The sequence below is a fragment of the Neisseria sp. SLRRB23 genome, from assembly GCF_050896295.1.
In the GTDB taxonomy this organism is placed as follows: Bacteria; Pseudomonadota; Gammaproteobacteria; order Burkholderiales; family Neisseriaceae; genus Neisseria.
Window position 1 is genome coordinate 1 of record NZ_JBPBFH010000044.1, and the last position, 14,099, is coordinate 14,099.

Annotated in this window: 9 protein-coding genes, 1 other RNA gene and 1 pseudogene; 9 read left to right on the top strand and 2 right to left on the bottom strand. The window is 51.9% G+C overall.

What is annotated here, in order from left to right; all coding sequences use genetic code 11:
* Positions 1-128: 128 nt before the first annotated feature.
* The 8 genes and pseudogenes from ACRPFF_RS10080 to ssrA all read left to right on the top strand — a co-directional run.
* Positions 129-1,388: pseudogene (locus ACRPFF_RS10080) on the top strand (ATP-binding cassette domain-containing protein); the annotation flags it as partial.
* A 21-nt stretch (positions 1,389-1,409) separates the two neighbouring features.
* A complete protein-coding gene (locus tag ACRPFF_RS10085; protein WP_432674571.1) occupies positions 1,410-1,775 on the top strand; it encodes a hypothetical protein in 366 nt (121 codons plus the stop codon).
* Between the two features lie 111 nt (positions 1,776-1,886).
* A complete protein-coding gene (gene trpE / locus ACRPFF_RS10090) occupies positions 1,887-3,362 on the top strand; it encodes an anthranilate synthase component I (RefSeq protein ID WP_432674572.1) in 1,476 nt (491 codons plus the stop codon).
* Between the two features lie 258 nt (positions 3,363-3,620).
* Positions 3,621-4,757, top strand: coding sequence for a 5-(carboxyamino)imidazole ribonucleotide synthase (locus ACRPFF_RS10095; RefSeq protein WP_432674573.1), 1,137 nt, complete (start codon positions 3,621-3,623; stop codon positions 4,755-4,757).
* A 62-nt stretch (positions 4,758-4,819) separates the two neighbouring features.
* Positions 4,820-5,302 (top strand): GNAT family N-acetyltransferase, encoded by a 483-nt coding sequence (locus ACRPFF_RS10100; protein ID WP_107863622.1) that lies wholly within the window; start codon positions 4,820-4,822, stop codon positions 5,300-5,302.
* 105 nt (positions 5,303-5,407) lie between these two features.
* The gene (locus ACRPFF_RS10105) at positions 5,408-6,463 is read left to right on the top strand and encodes a sulfate ABC transporter substrate-binding protein (protein ID WP_432674574.1); all 1,056 of its coding nucleotides are present in this window, start codon (positions 5,408-5,410) and stop codon (positions 6,461-6,463) included.
* Between the two features lie 153 nt (positions 6,464-6,616).
* Positions 6,617-7,222, top strand: a complete 606-nt coding sequence (locus tag ACRPFF_RS10110; protein ID WP_432674575.1) for a Smr/MutS family protein — start codon at positions 6,617-6,619, stop codon at positions 7,220-7,222.
* Positions 7,223-7,284: 62 nt separating this feature from the next.
* Positions 7,285-7,646: a transfer-messenger RNA gene (ssrA, locus tag ACRPFF_RS10115) on the top strand.
* 257 nt (positions 7,647-7,903) lie between these two features.
* Here ssrA and ACRPFF_RS10120 read toward each other — a convergent pair.
* Positions 7,904-9,331 carry an acyl-CoA dehydrogenase family protein gene (locus ACRPFF_RS10120; RefSeq protein ID WP_432674577.1) on the bottom strand — a complete coding sequence of 476 codons (1,428 nt, stop codon included), beginning with the start codon at positions 9,329-9,331 and terminating at the stop codon, positions 7,904-7,906.
* A 208-nt stretch (positions 9,332-9,539) separates the two neighbouring features.
* Here ACRPFF_RS10120 and mfd point away from each other — a divergent pair, with 208 nt between their 5' ends.
* On the top strand, positions 9,540-13,445 hold the full coding sequence (gene mfd / locus ACRPFF_RS10125) for a transcription-repair coupling factor (RefSeq protein ID WP_432674576.1): 3,906 nt from the start codon (positions 9,540-9,542) through the stop codon (positions 13,443-13,445).
* A 263-nt stretch (positions 13,446-13,708) separates the two neighbouring features.
* On the opposite strand, the gene ACRPFF_RS10130 is transcribed toward mfd, so the two are convergent.
* Positions 13,709-14,095: a hypothetical protein gene (locus ACRPFF_RS10130; RefSeq protein ID WP_432674578.1), complete on the bottom strand. Its 387-nt coding sequence runs from the start codon at positions 14,093-14,095 to the stop codon at positions 13,709-13,711.
* Between the last annotated feature and the right edge of the window lie 4 nt (positions 14,096-14,099).

Consider the following 14,099-nt stretch of genomic DNA (forward strand, 5'->3'; position numbering starts at 1 on the left):
GTGCGAATGCAAACGCATTGCGGGTGCGGGTTTGAGGCATACGCGCAAACATCTTAATACAACGGATTGATATTTATGATTTTCTCCATCATCGTCCCTATTTACAATGTGGAAAAATACCTCCGCTCAATATCGCCACGCGCATTGTCGAACTCGATCGCGGTATTTTGCGCTCCTATCCCGGCTCGTTCTCCAAATACAGCGAGAAAAAAGCGCAAGAGTTGGCGGTTGAAGCCGAACACAACCGCCTCTTCGACAAATTCCACGCGCAGGAAGAAGCGTGGATACGCAAAGGCATCGAAGCGCGCCGTACCCGCAACGAAGGCCGCGTGCGTCGTTTGGAAGAGCTGCGCCGCCAGCGTGCCGAACGCCGCAACGTACAAGGGCAGGTCAACTTTAAGCTCGATAGCGGTGAGAAAAGCGGCAAAATCATCGCCGAATTGGAACATGCCTCGTTTGCCTATGGCGACAAAGTTATCATGGATAAATTCTCCGCCATCTTGCAGCGCGGCGACAAAATCGGCTTAATCGGCCCAAACGGCATCGGCAAAACCACCTTCCTCAAGCTGATTTTGGGCGAATTGCAGCCGACCTACGGCAGAATCCGCATCGGCAGCAAGCAGGAGGTCGCCTATTTCGACCAGTTCCGCAGCGCGTTGAACGAAAACGACACCGTGTTTTACACGCTCGGACAGGGCAATGATTACGTTGAAGTCGGCGGTAAGAAAAAGCATGTGATGAGCTATTTGGAAGATTTCCTGTTCCATCCAGCCCGCGCACAAAGTCCCGTTTCATCGCTCTCTGGCGGTGAACGCAACCGCCTCCTGCTGGCAAAACTCTTTACCCGTCCTGCTAATATTCTGGTTTTGGACGAACCGACCAACGACTTGGACATCGACAGTCAAGAGCTGCTCGAAGACCTGCTGCGCGATTACCAAGGTACGGTATTCCTCGTCTCGCACGACCGTATGTTCCTTGATAACGTGATTACCCAAAGCATTGTTTTCGAAGGACAAGGCCGTCTGAAAGAATACATCGGCGGCTATCAGGACTATATCGACGCAAAATCACGCGAAGAGAAAATTCAGACGGCATCCGCACCCAAAGCATCCGATGTCGAACCCGCCAAAGAAAAGCCCAAAGCCAACCGCACGGTCAAACTTTCCTACAAAGAACAGCGCGAACTCGATGCCCTGCCCGACGAAATCGCCGCTTTGGAAGCCGAACAGGCTGAAATCAATACCCAACTTTCCGATCCTGAAATTTTCAAAGATTACGAAAAAGCAGGTGCATTGCAAAACCGCGCCGAAGAAATCGAAACACTGCTTTTGGAAAAGCTGGAACGCTGGGAGCTGCTGGAAACCAAACAGAACGGCAATGCCGTCTGAAATCAAATAGGAAGAAAAAAAATGTTCAAACGACCTGAAGAAATCATCGTCCTGATACTTGCCGTCCTCTGGATTGCCGGTACGTATTTTCTCGCCGCCCTGTTTGGAGCGGATGCTTATACCGTGTTAAAAATCACTGCCCTTACCCTGCTTTGGTCTACCGCATCATTCCTCCTTTGGCAAAAAAACCTCAGCCGGCATATCTGGCCGCTGCTGCTCGGCTGCCTGACTGCCTGTTGGTGGCCGTATCTGAATCAATCGGTCGCACCTGATTCTTTACCTTGGTATGCATCATGGACGTTCAAAACCATCTTAGCCCTGATTCCCGTAACCACAGGTTATCTGTTTAAATGGAAACAATACCGGCAGCGCAAAACAAAGCCGTAAGCCCGTCTTTTTTCAGACGGCATCTCCGGTCAGACTGTCAACAATTCCGATAAAATGCTATACTCGCACCCCTTATCATGCCGTCCGAAACCGCCTTTTGGGAAAGCAGAAATGATCAGCAAACAAGAATACCAAGCCCAAGCCACCCAAGGCTACAACCGCATCCCGCTCGTGCAAGAACTCCTTGCCGACTTGGATACGCCGCTTTCCCTCTATCTCAAACTCGCCAACCGCCCCTATACCTACCTGCTCGAATCCGTTGTCGGCGGCGAACGTTTCGGCCGCTATTCCTTTATCGGCCTGCCTTGCAGCCACTATCTCAAAGCCAGCGGCAAACACGTCGATGTTTATCAAAACGGCGAAATTGTCGAGCAACACGACGGCAACCCCCTGCCCTTTATCGAAGCTTTCCACAACCGTTTCAAAACACCCGAAATCCCAAGCCTGCCGCGCTTTACCGGCGGACTGGTCGGCTACTTCGGTTACGAAACCATCTACAATTTCGAGCATTTCGCCCACCGCCTGAAAAACAGCGCCAAAGCCGACCCGCTCGGCACGCCCGACATCTTGCTGATGCTGTCGCAAGAGTTGGCGGTTATCGACAATTTGAGCGGCAAAATCCACCTCATCGTTTATGCCGATCCCTCGCAGCCCGACGGCTACGAACGCGCCCGCGAACGCCTCGAAGATATCCGCACCCAGTTGCGCCAAAGCTGCGCCATCCCGCTCTCGCTCGGCAGCAGGAAAACCGAAGCCGTCAGCGGGTTCGGAGAAGAGGCGTTCAAAGCCTGCATCGATAAAATCAAAGACTACATCTTCGCAGGCGACTGTATGCAGGTCGTCCCCAGCCAGCGCATGAGCATGGAATTCACCGACAGCCCGCTCGCCCTCTACCGCGCCCTGCGCACGCTCAACCCTTCGCCCTATCTCTTCTACTACGATTTCGGCGATTTCCACATCGTCGGCTCCTCCCCCGAAATCCTCGTCCGCCGCGAACGCGACGACGTCATCGTACGCCCCATCGCCGGCACGCGCCTGCGCGGCAAAACCCCTGCCGAAGACCTTGCCAACGAACAAGACTTATTAAGCGACGCCAAAGAAATCGCCGAACACGTCATGTTGATTGATTTAGGGCGCAACGACGTTGGCCGCATCAGCAAAACAGGCGAAGTCAAAGTAACCGACAAAATGGTGATTGAAAAATACTCCCATGTGATGCACATCGTCTCTAACGTCGAAGGTCGTCTGAAAGACGGTATGACCAACATGGACATCCTCGCCGCCACGTTCCCCGCCGGCACACTCTCCGGCGCGCCAAAAGTCCGTGCCATGGAAATCATCGAAGAAGTCGAACCCAGCAAACGCGGCATCTACGGCGGTGCCGTCGGCGTATGGGGCTTCAACAACGACATGGATTTGGCAATCGCCATCCGCACCGCCGTGATTAAAAACAATACCCTCTTCGTCCAAAGCGGCGCAGGCGTAGTTGCCGACTCCAATCCTGAATCAGAATGGCAGGAAACGCAAAACAAAGCCCGAGCAGTGGTTCGGGCGGCGCAGATGGTGCAGGAAGGGTTGGATAGGTAAACTTGGCGTTTTTAGACAGCCTTTAAGGAATCAACAGGCCGTCTGAAAATCCAAACAATAAGCAGCAATCGTTTGATTAAAACAACTACCTTTACCGCATCATTCCCACGCAAGCGGGAATCCAGAAATTTGAAATGACGGGAATCTCTAAATATTTCCAAAAGATTGAGGCCTAAATTTCCGCCTGCACAGGAACGACGGATTAACGGTTTCAGACAACCTGAAATAAACAGTAGAACACAGACAAATTAAACCGCTATGAATAACCCCCCCATCCTCCCGCCCGCCATGCTCGGCATCCTCGGCGGCGGCCAATTAGGCAGAATGTTTACCGTTGCCGCCAAAACCATGGGCTACAAAGTAACCGTTCTCGACCCTGATCCGAACGCTCCGGCGGCGGAATTTGCCGACCGCCATTTGTGCGCGCCATTTGACGACCAAGCCGCTTTGGACGAGTTGGCAAAATGCGCGGCAGTTACCACCGAATTTGAAAACGTCAATGCCGACGCGATGCGTTTTCTGGCAAAGCATACCAACGTTTCCCCCAGCGGCGACTGCGTTGCTATCGCGCAAAACCGTATTGAGGAAAAAGCGTGGATACGCAAAGCGGGATTGCAAACCGCGCCGTATCAAGCGATTTGCCGTTCAGACGACATCAACGAAGCAAGCGCGCAATTTTTGCCCGGCATCCTGAAAACGGCTACGTTGGGCTACGACGGAAAAGGTCAAATCCGCGTCAAAACGGTGGATGAACTCAAAGCTGCGTTTACCGAACACGGCGGCGTGGATTGCGTTTTGGAAAAAATGGTGGATTTACGCGGCGAAATTTCCGTTATCGTATGCCGTCTGAACAATGACAACGTGCAAACCTTCGACCCCGCCGAAAACATCCACGAAAACGGCATCTTGGCTTATTCCATCGTCCCCGCGCGGCTGAGTGCCGACGTGCAGCAACAGGCGCGGCAAATGGCACAACGCTTAGCGGACGAATTGGATTATGTCGGCGTGTTGGCGGTGGAAATGTTCGTCGTCGGCGACACGCATGAATTGGTCGTCAACGAAATCGCGCCGCGCCCGCACAATTCCGGACACCATACGATAGATGCCTGCGCAATAGACCAGTTCCAGCAACAGGTACGCATTATGTGCAACCTGCCGCCTGCTGATACCAAGTTGCTTTCTTCATGCTGCATGGCGAATATTTTGGGCGACGTTTGGCAGGAAGACGGCGGCGAACCCAAATGGCTGCCGCTGCAAAGCCATCCGAATGCACATCTGCATCTTTACGGCAAAAAAGCCGCGCGGAAAGGTCGGAAAATGGGGCATTTCACCATATTGGGAACTGACTCCGACTCCGTATTCCTGCAAACAAAAATCCTACACCAGTCTTTATAATCGGAACGCCGGCAGCCTAAGTCTGCCGACAATCCATACGCCAACCTTGCTAATATACCGCCATGAGCCTGTTGACACTGTTACGCCCCGCTACCATACAAGACTGCAACGATATCTTCAACGTCCACCTGCACTCTGTCCAATACACCTGCATCCGCAGCTACAACGAACAGGCCCTGCAAGTATGGGAAGGCCTGCTCAATACAGACAGCTACCTACCGACCATTTCAGATCCCGATAAAGCACTTTGGGTCGCAGAATATAAAGGCAACATTCAAGGCTTTTTCCAAATCGACTGTCGCGAAGCGCAGCTTGACGCACTTTACGTCCACCCCTTGTTCCATAATCTGGGGCTGGGTACTTCGCTGCTTCATCAGGCAGAAACCATTGCCCGCCAGTCCGGTCTGAGTTTCCTAAAACTCTATGCCTCGCTCAACTCCATCCCGTTTTACCTCATCAACCGCTACGAATCACTCGGTTCCGCAATATTGCAGCTTGACTCAAGCATCAAAATCAAATGCGAACTGATGCGGAAACACCTCTGACTACTCCTTATAACCAAAACTGATAATCTTCAAATCAAACATTATTTCCACAAACACCAATAGCCGTATAGAGTTGCCGTATCCACCAACCGACAGGATACGCACATGAAAACCTACGCACCTGCACTCTATACCGCAGCCCTGCTCACCGCATGCAGCCCCTCTGCAAACCCAGATAATCCGTCAGGGCAAAATATCCCGGCAAATACCGAATCCAACGGTAAAACCATCGCCCTGCTCAATGCCTCATACGATGTGGCACGGGATTTCTACAAAGAATACAACCCATTATTTATCAAAGAATACCAATCCAAACATCCCGGCACATCCGTCAGCATCCAACAGTCCCACGGGGGTTCCAGCAAACAGGCATTATCCGTAGCCAACGGCCTTCAAGCCGATGTCGTCACCATGAACCAATCCTCCGATATCGACCTGCTCGAAAAAAAAGGATTGGTACAAAAAGGCTGGAAACAAGCCCTCCCAGACCATGCCGCCCCCTACACCAGCACCATGGTTTTCCTTGTCCGAAAAAGCAATCCGAAACAAATCCACGACTGGAACGACCTTGCCAAAAACGGTGTTAAAATCGTCATCGCCAATCCGAAAACCACAGGCAACGGACGCTATGCATTCCTCGGCGCGTACGGCTACGGCTTGAAAGCAACCAACGGCAACGAACAGGAAACCCAAAAACTCGTTGCAGCCATTCTCAAAAACACCCCCGTTTTTGAAAACGGAGGACGAGCCGCCACCACCACCTTCACACAACGAAACATCGGCGACGTACTCATCACTTTTGAAAACGAAGCCAACTACGTCAGCAAAAAACTGACAAAAGGACAATTCGAGATTGTTTATCCCAGCTACACCATTTCCGCCGAAAGCCCCGTTGCCGTCGTAAACAGCGTCGTCGGAAAAAAAGGCACACAGGAAGCCGCCCAATCCTATCTCGAATACCTTTGGAGCGAACCGGCGCAAGAACTCGCCGCCTCACTCTACCTGCGCCCGCGTAACGCCGAAGTATTGGCACGGCACAAAGCCGACTTCCCAGACTTAGACACCTTCTCTCCCGAAGAAAAATTCGGCGGCTGGGAAAAAATCATGAAAACCTACTTCGCCGACGGCGGCATGCTCGACCAATTAACCTCCAAAAAATAAACATCATACCGCCCAAACCGCCTGATGCCGTCTGAACCACTTTCAGACGGCATCGTCCAACCGCCGTAAGCCCATCCTGGCAAGCCCAAACAAATTCCCCTACAATCACATTTTCAAGCCAAAATAACGACAAAACCAATAACAGGAAAAAACATGAATACCGACTTCCAAAACATCCTCAAACAACTGGGCAAACAGGCCAAAAAAGAAGCGGCAGAAAAACAGGAAGCCGAAAAACACAAGCAAAAACAAGAACAGGATTTGGATTTTTCACAAGCAGTCGGACAAGTCTCCCCATTAAAAAACCGGCAACAATATTATGCACCGCCCGACAAAACCCCCATCAAAGTCCGTCCTAAAGATAACCGCACCGACGAAGAAAACTATTTCTACATCGGCAGCACATACAATGAACCGCCTACCAGCTTCAGCAAAAACGGACAGGGAAAAAATGACATCCAACGCCTGAAAAACGGATACTATCCCGTCGTTACCGATGTCGACCTGCACGGCTACAACCAAGAAGAAGCCCAAAAAATCCTCAACGAATTCATCGAGTTCACCCAAAAACGCGGTGTATGCGGAGAAATCATCCACGGCAGCGGATTAGGTTCCAAAGGCTACACACCCGTACTCAAAAATATGACCCGCAACTGGCTGATGCAGCACCCTGAGGTACTCGCCTATGTCGAACCGCGGGAAGGCAACGACGGCTGCGTCCGCATCCTGCTCAAACGCAAATTAAGGCAGCAAGACTGACAAATTTCTCCGACAGACTTGGCAGCACCGCACAATATCCGTATAATTTGCAAACCATTTCTGGGGGCGACCTTGGTTTCGACGGGGGTTGCGAAGCAGATGCGGGCATACCGGGGTCTCAGATTCCCGTAAAACACTGAATTCAAATAGTCGCAAACGACGAAACTTACGCTTTAGCCGCTTAAGGCTAGCCGTTGCAGCAGTCGGTCAATGGGCTGTGTGGCGAAAGCCACAGCAACGTCATCTTACATTGACTGGTTTCCTGCCGGGTTACTTGGCAAGAAATGAGACTTAAGGTAACTGGTTCCCTGAAGGCCTGTCGGTCGGCATGACGGGGATAAGATTCCAAATAGATACGACTAAGTATGTAGAACGCTTTGTAGAGGACTTTCGGACGGGGGTTCGATTCCCCCCGCCTCCACCATACCCTATTTTCAGCAGTATCCTGTAATACGAATAAAGCCTTGAAATTCAACAGTTTCAAGGCTTTTTTATTGCCCTTGCCGAGCCGGTGTATTTTTGAATCTCCCCTGCCCTGCGAGATAACCTTCAAAAATTACGCCATCATCCGTCATTCTTTAAAATTCAATACAAACCTTCATCTGACTCCGACATTGACGATGCCTTAGCATGCCGTCTGAAAGCAACTGCACTTCAACGCCAACCCATACCCAATCATTACTATCCGCAATATCGGCAGTCCAATATGTCTTTGCGGATGTCGTTCAGCAGGAAGGCTGCGGTGTCTTCGTGTTCTGCCTGTACGAAGACAAAGAGTCGGGCGATGATTTTGCCGATGAAGACTTTTTGCAGGGCGCAGGCGTCGGTCAGGGTGTGTTCCTGCAGGAAGCTGCGGATGTCTTCGGGCAAAGTGTAGTCGCGGGCAACGGCGGCAAAGCGGGCATCGGTTTGCAGGCGGTCGAGCAGGGTTTGGTTTTTGTCCAACTTAATGCCTGCTTCTTTTTCTTCGGCGGTAGCGCGGACGAACTGGTCGTAAATTTCGGCATAAAGCATATCGTTCGGACCTTCAAAAATCGTGAAGGGACGGATGTCGATAGCGATATTGCTGGCGGTGTGTCCGCGTTCAAAACCCTTCGCGCCCAAGAGTTTTTGCAACATTTGCGCGGCGGCGTAAGTGTATTCCGTGGCGAGGGTTTTGACGATGTTTGCCTCCATTAATTGATGGGCGACTGGTGCAACGGGCGAAACGGAATGGCAGACGTAGCGGTAAAGAATCTCGGAAACCTGATAGCGGCGTTGGATTTCGCAGCGTTCGTAATCGACGAATTTGATGTCGTTGCAGACGTATCGGTTCAGGTTTTCAAGGATGTATTCCATAATGCCGTGCGTCATGCCGATCAGTTGCAGGCGGCTGCGGATAAAGATGTTTTGGAACGCGCGCAAACCGGCGGCGTCGCTCGGAGAGAGTTTCATGACGGCAGCGGCAGGCATTTGGGCATCAATGTGGTTGACGGCGTAACGGACGGCGCGCAAGCCTTCGGATGTGAGGGCTTCGTAGCGGATGTATTGTTTAGGAACGAGCAGCAGGTTGATGACTTTGGAGAGTTTGCCGTTTTTGCGTTCTTTGGCGGCGACTAGGAGGAAGTCACTTTGCGAGTTGCCCTGCCAGTATTTCGCGGCATTGACGTAAATGGTTTGTTCGTCGGTATATTCGTAGTAGGACTGCATTTCGCGTGCAATCGCCGCACCGGAGGTTTCAGGTTCGGTAATGCCCAAACCGCCGCCCTCGCCTTTGAAAACCATGTCCAAACCTTGCGCGACTTGCGCTTCGTCGCCGAATTCTTGCAGGGGCTGCAACACCAGCGCGCCTTCGATGCCGGTACGCAGGGTAACGGGCACGCCGTAATGCCCCGCAATTCGCAATACTTCCTGAATTTCAAACTGGCTGCCCCTGCGGCCGCCGTGTTTTTTGTCGAGGAAGGACAACAGCAAACCAGCCTGCTTCAAGGCAAGCCATTTGTCTTCGGGCAGGTATTGCATGAGATTGATGCCGTCTGAAAAAATGCGGCGGAATGCGGATTCGATGTGCTTTAAAAAAGCAGCCGTGTCCATGGTTGACGGCTGCGCGCTTGATTCAGTGTGTGTCATCATATTTTCCGGTTAATTTCTATTAACGGACAGTTTTATCAAACCGCTGCCCATAATTTAGAGTTTAGTTTCTAAAATTTACCACAAAGTATGGCAGCTAACAATTCGCTTCACTGTTTTCATGCTAATCAATCTTTCAGACGGCATCAGATTATCGCCATCGTGTTAAAATTGCCGTTTGCCTCCGTATCTAAAATATTTCCGCGCCATGACCTATCCTATTCCCAAACCCCGTGAAAAATCCCGTTGGCTTAATCTGTCTCAAGGCTCGCTGCCGCTGGCTTTGGCGCGTTATCTGCCGCATAAGCGGCTCAAAGTCGTGCTGACCCAAGATGCGGAACAGGCGTTGCGCCTTCAGACGGCATGGCGGTTTTTCCGTCCGCACGATACGGCGGTCTTCCTGCCGGACTGGGAAACGCTGCCTTACGAGCGTTTTTCGCCGCATCAGGATTTGGTGTCGGAGCGTCTGTCGGCGTTATGGCAGATTAAAAGCGGCGCGGCGGACGTGTTGTTCGTACCGGTTGCCACGGCGATGCAGAAGCTGCCACCTGTGCCGTTTCTGGCAGGGCGCACGTTTTGGCTGAAAACGGGGCAGACTTTGGATATAGGCCGTCTGAAAACCGATTTAGTGGATGCGGGCTACAACCATGTTTCCCATGTTGTCGCGGCGGGCGAGTTTGCCGTGCGCGGCGGCATTGTGGATTTATTCCCGATGGGCAGCGAGATGCCTTACCGCATCGATTTGTTCGACGATGAAATCGAAAGCATCAAAACCTTTGACACGGACACGCAGCGCACCATCTCCCCCGTTTCCGAAATCCGCCTGCTGCCAGCGCACGAATTCCCCACCGACAGCGGGGCGCAAAAGATTTTCCGCAGCCGCTTCCGCGAGGAAGTCGACGGTAATCCGAACAATGCCGCCGTGTACAAAGCCGTCAGCAACGGCCACTTCGGCGCAGGCGTGGAATATTATCTGCCGCTGTTTTTTGAAAACGAGCTGGAAACGCTGTTTGACTATATCGGCGAAGATGCGCTGTTTGTCTCTTTGGGCGATGTTCACGCCGAGGCAAACCGCTTTTGGAGCGACGTCAAATCACGTTACGCCATGGCACAGGGCGATGAAACCTATCCGCCTTTGCTTCCACAGCATTTGTATCTCTCTACCGACGTATTCGCAGGCCGTCTGAAAAACTACGGACAAGTTCTGCCCGATGTTTCCGGCAAGGAACACGCCCTGCCCGACCTTGCCGTCAACCGCCAAGCCGACGAGCCGTTGCAGGCATTGAAGGACTTTCAGACGGCATTTGAAGGACGGATTCTGCTGTGCGCCGAAAGTTTGGGACGGCGCGAAACCATGCTCGGTTTCTTGCAGCAAAACGGCTTGAAAGCCAAACCTGTGTCCGACTGGCAGGGCTTTTTATCGGCGCACGAGCCGCTGATGATTACGGTCGCGCCGTTGGCTTACGGATTCAAACTGGGCGGACTGCAATCTTCAAGCCAACAGCAAACTATTCCCACCTCCGAGGGAGAAGGCAAAGCGGTTGCCGACCAAACCGAATTTTCCGCATCCGCAACAAACCCTCTCCCTAGCCCTCTCGCTCAGGAGAGGAAACAAAGTGCAGCCGCCGTTTCAGACGGCCTGAAAACCAAAAGCAGCCTGTACCCCATCGAAAATAGTCTGCACGGGCAAATCCGACAGCAACCTGCCCCCTCCCCTGTGGGGGAGGGTTGGGGAGAGTGCAAAGCAGTTGCTGCTCAAACCGAATTTTCCGTATCCGCAACAAACCCTCTCCCTAGCCCTCTCCCACAGGAGAGGGAACAAAGTGCCGCCGCCGTTTCAGACGGCCTGAAAGCAGCCGCCGTTTCAACCGAAAGCAGCCTGCCCCTCGGTACAAGTAATCTGCACGGGCAAATCCGACAGCAGCCTGCTCCCTCCCCCGTGGGGGAGGGTTGGGGAGAGGGAAAAGCGGTTGCCGACCAAAGTGCCATCGCCGTCATCACCGAATCCGACCTCTACCAATACGTCGCCCGTTCGCGCGCCCACAACCGCCGTAAGAAACACGCCGCCGTTTCAGACGGCTTGTTGCGCGACCTTGCCGAAATCAATATCGGTGATCCTGTTGTGCACGAAGAACACGGCATCGGGCGGTATATGGGCTTGGTGACGATGGATTTGGGCGGCGAAACCAACGAAATGATGTTGCTCGAATATGCGGACGAAGCGCAGCTTTATGTGCCTGTTTCTCAACTGCATTTAATCAGCCGCTACTCCGGTCAGGCGCATGAAAACGTCGCCCTGCACAAGCTCGGCAGCGGCGCATGGAACAAAGCGAAGCGCAAAGCTGCCGAAAAAGCGCGCGACACCGCCGCAGAGTTGCTCAACCTCTACGCCCAACGCGCCGCTCAATCGGGACACAAGTTTGAAATCAACGAGCTGGATTATCAGGCGTTTGCCGACGGCTTCGGCTACGAAGAAACCGAAGACCAGGCCGCAGCCATCGCTGCCGTGATTAAAGACCTGACACAGGCGAAGCCGATGGATCGTCTTGTGTGCGGCGATGTCGGCTTCGGCAAAACCGAAGTCGCCCTGCGCGCCGCGTTTGTGGCGGTAATGGGTGGCAAACAGGTCGCCGTACTCGCACCGACCACGCTTCTGGTCGAGCAGCACGAGCAAAACTTCGCCGACCGTTTCGCCGATTTCCCCGTGAAAGTTGCCAGTCTTTCGCGTTTCAACAATAGCAAAGCCACCAAAGCCGCGCTGGAAGGCATGGCGGATGGCACGGTCGATATCGTTATCGGCACGCACAAGCTGGTACAGGATGACATAAAATTCAAAAACTTAGGTTTAGTCATTATCGACGAAGAACACCGTTTCGGCGTGCGCCAGAAAGAGCAGCTCAAACGCCTGCGCGCCAATGTCGACATCCTCACCATGACCGCCACGCCGATTCCGCGCACCCTCAGCATGGCACTCGAAGGCCTGCGCGACTTCTCGCTGATTACCACTGCCCCGAGCCGCCGCCTTGCCGTCAAAACCTTTGTCAAACCGTTCAGCGAAGGCAGCGTGCGCGAAGCCGTATTGCGCGAACTCAAGCGCGGTGGGCAGGTGTTTTTCCTGCACAATGAAGTGGATACGATCGAAAACATGCGCGAGCGGCTGGAAACCCTGCTGCCCGAAGCCCGCATCGGCGTGGCGCACGGACAACTGCGTGAGCGCGAACTGGAGCAAGTGATGCGCGACTTTTTGCAGCAAAGATTCAACGTGTTGCTCTGCTCCACCATCATCGAAACCGGCATCGACATCCCCAACGCCAACACCATCATCATCAACCGCGCCGACAAATTCGGACTGGCGCAACTGCACCAGCTTCGCGGGCGCGTCGGCCGCAGCCACCACCAAGCCTACGCCTACCTGCTCACGCCCGAATACATCACCAAAGACGCAGAAAAACGCCTCGACGCCATCGCGGCGGCAGACGAACTCGGCGCAGGTTTCACCCTTGCCATGCAGGATTTGGAAATCCGCGGCGCAGGCGAAATCCTCGGCGAAGGACAATCCGGCGAAATGATACAGGTCGGCTTCACGCTCTACACCGAAATGCTCAAACAAGCCGTGCGCGACCTCAAAAAAGGCCGCCAGCCCGACCTTGACGCGCCATTGGGCATCACCACCGAAATCAAACTGCACAGCCCCGCTCTGTTGCCTGAAAGCTACTGCCCCGACATCCACGAGCGCCTCGTCCTCTACAAACGCCTTGCCGTATGCGAAACCGTTCAGCAAATCAACGCCATACACGAAGAACTCGTCGACCGCTTCGGCCTGCCAGAACAACCCGTCAAAACCCTCATCGAAAGCCACCACCTGCGGCTCGCCGCAAAAGAATTGGGTATAGACGCCATCGACGCCACCGGCGAAGCCGTAACCATTACCTTTGGTAAACACCACCAAATCGACCCGACAGAAATCATCCTGCTGATTCAGACAGATAAAAAATACCGGCTGGCTGGAGCGGATAAGTTAAGATTTACAACCGAGATGGAAAATATCGAAGTCAGGATTAACACCGTGAAGAATGTGTTGAAGACTTTGAAAGACAGGGTGATAGTTAAGTAAGGATGGAGGAAAAAAGGCCGTCTGAAAAAGGTGTAGGCTGCTTTTAAAGGCATTGAAACAGCAAAAAAGTAGTCTGCACTAGGCTGTATTACTAATTATTTTCTTATAATTTATGCATAAGGGGTGTAGTATGGATAATTTACTATTTAATTTATTATTTTCTTTTTTATTATTCTTTATATCAAAATTTTTTGCATTGTTTAGTATCACCACTACCAATCATTGTTACTCTCCTTGAGTTTAAGTCAAGCAAAACATGAAATTCAAATACTCTCTCTTAACTTATTGAGATCAATCATCAATATAAATAAAAAATATAAACTACCAGAATAACCAAAGCCACGAAAAATTTTTTCCAATATTTCACTATTTAAACAAAAAGCACCGCATACCCACGTTGATGATTCCGAAATAAAACACATCCATATTTCCATTACCGCCAACCATGACACTACTATCCTAATCAAAAATACTTTTTTATCTGCCCAAGCACTTTTTATATTTAACAATACAATATGATTTTGTAATTTAAAATCTAAGCTTTGCATTTTTCTAACCAGTGCAAACAAACAACCAAGCGCAATAAAAAAAGATTGGTAGGACTGGTAAAAAGGTAGAAATAGAATATTTAAGACCTGTCTCTTATACACATCT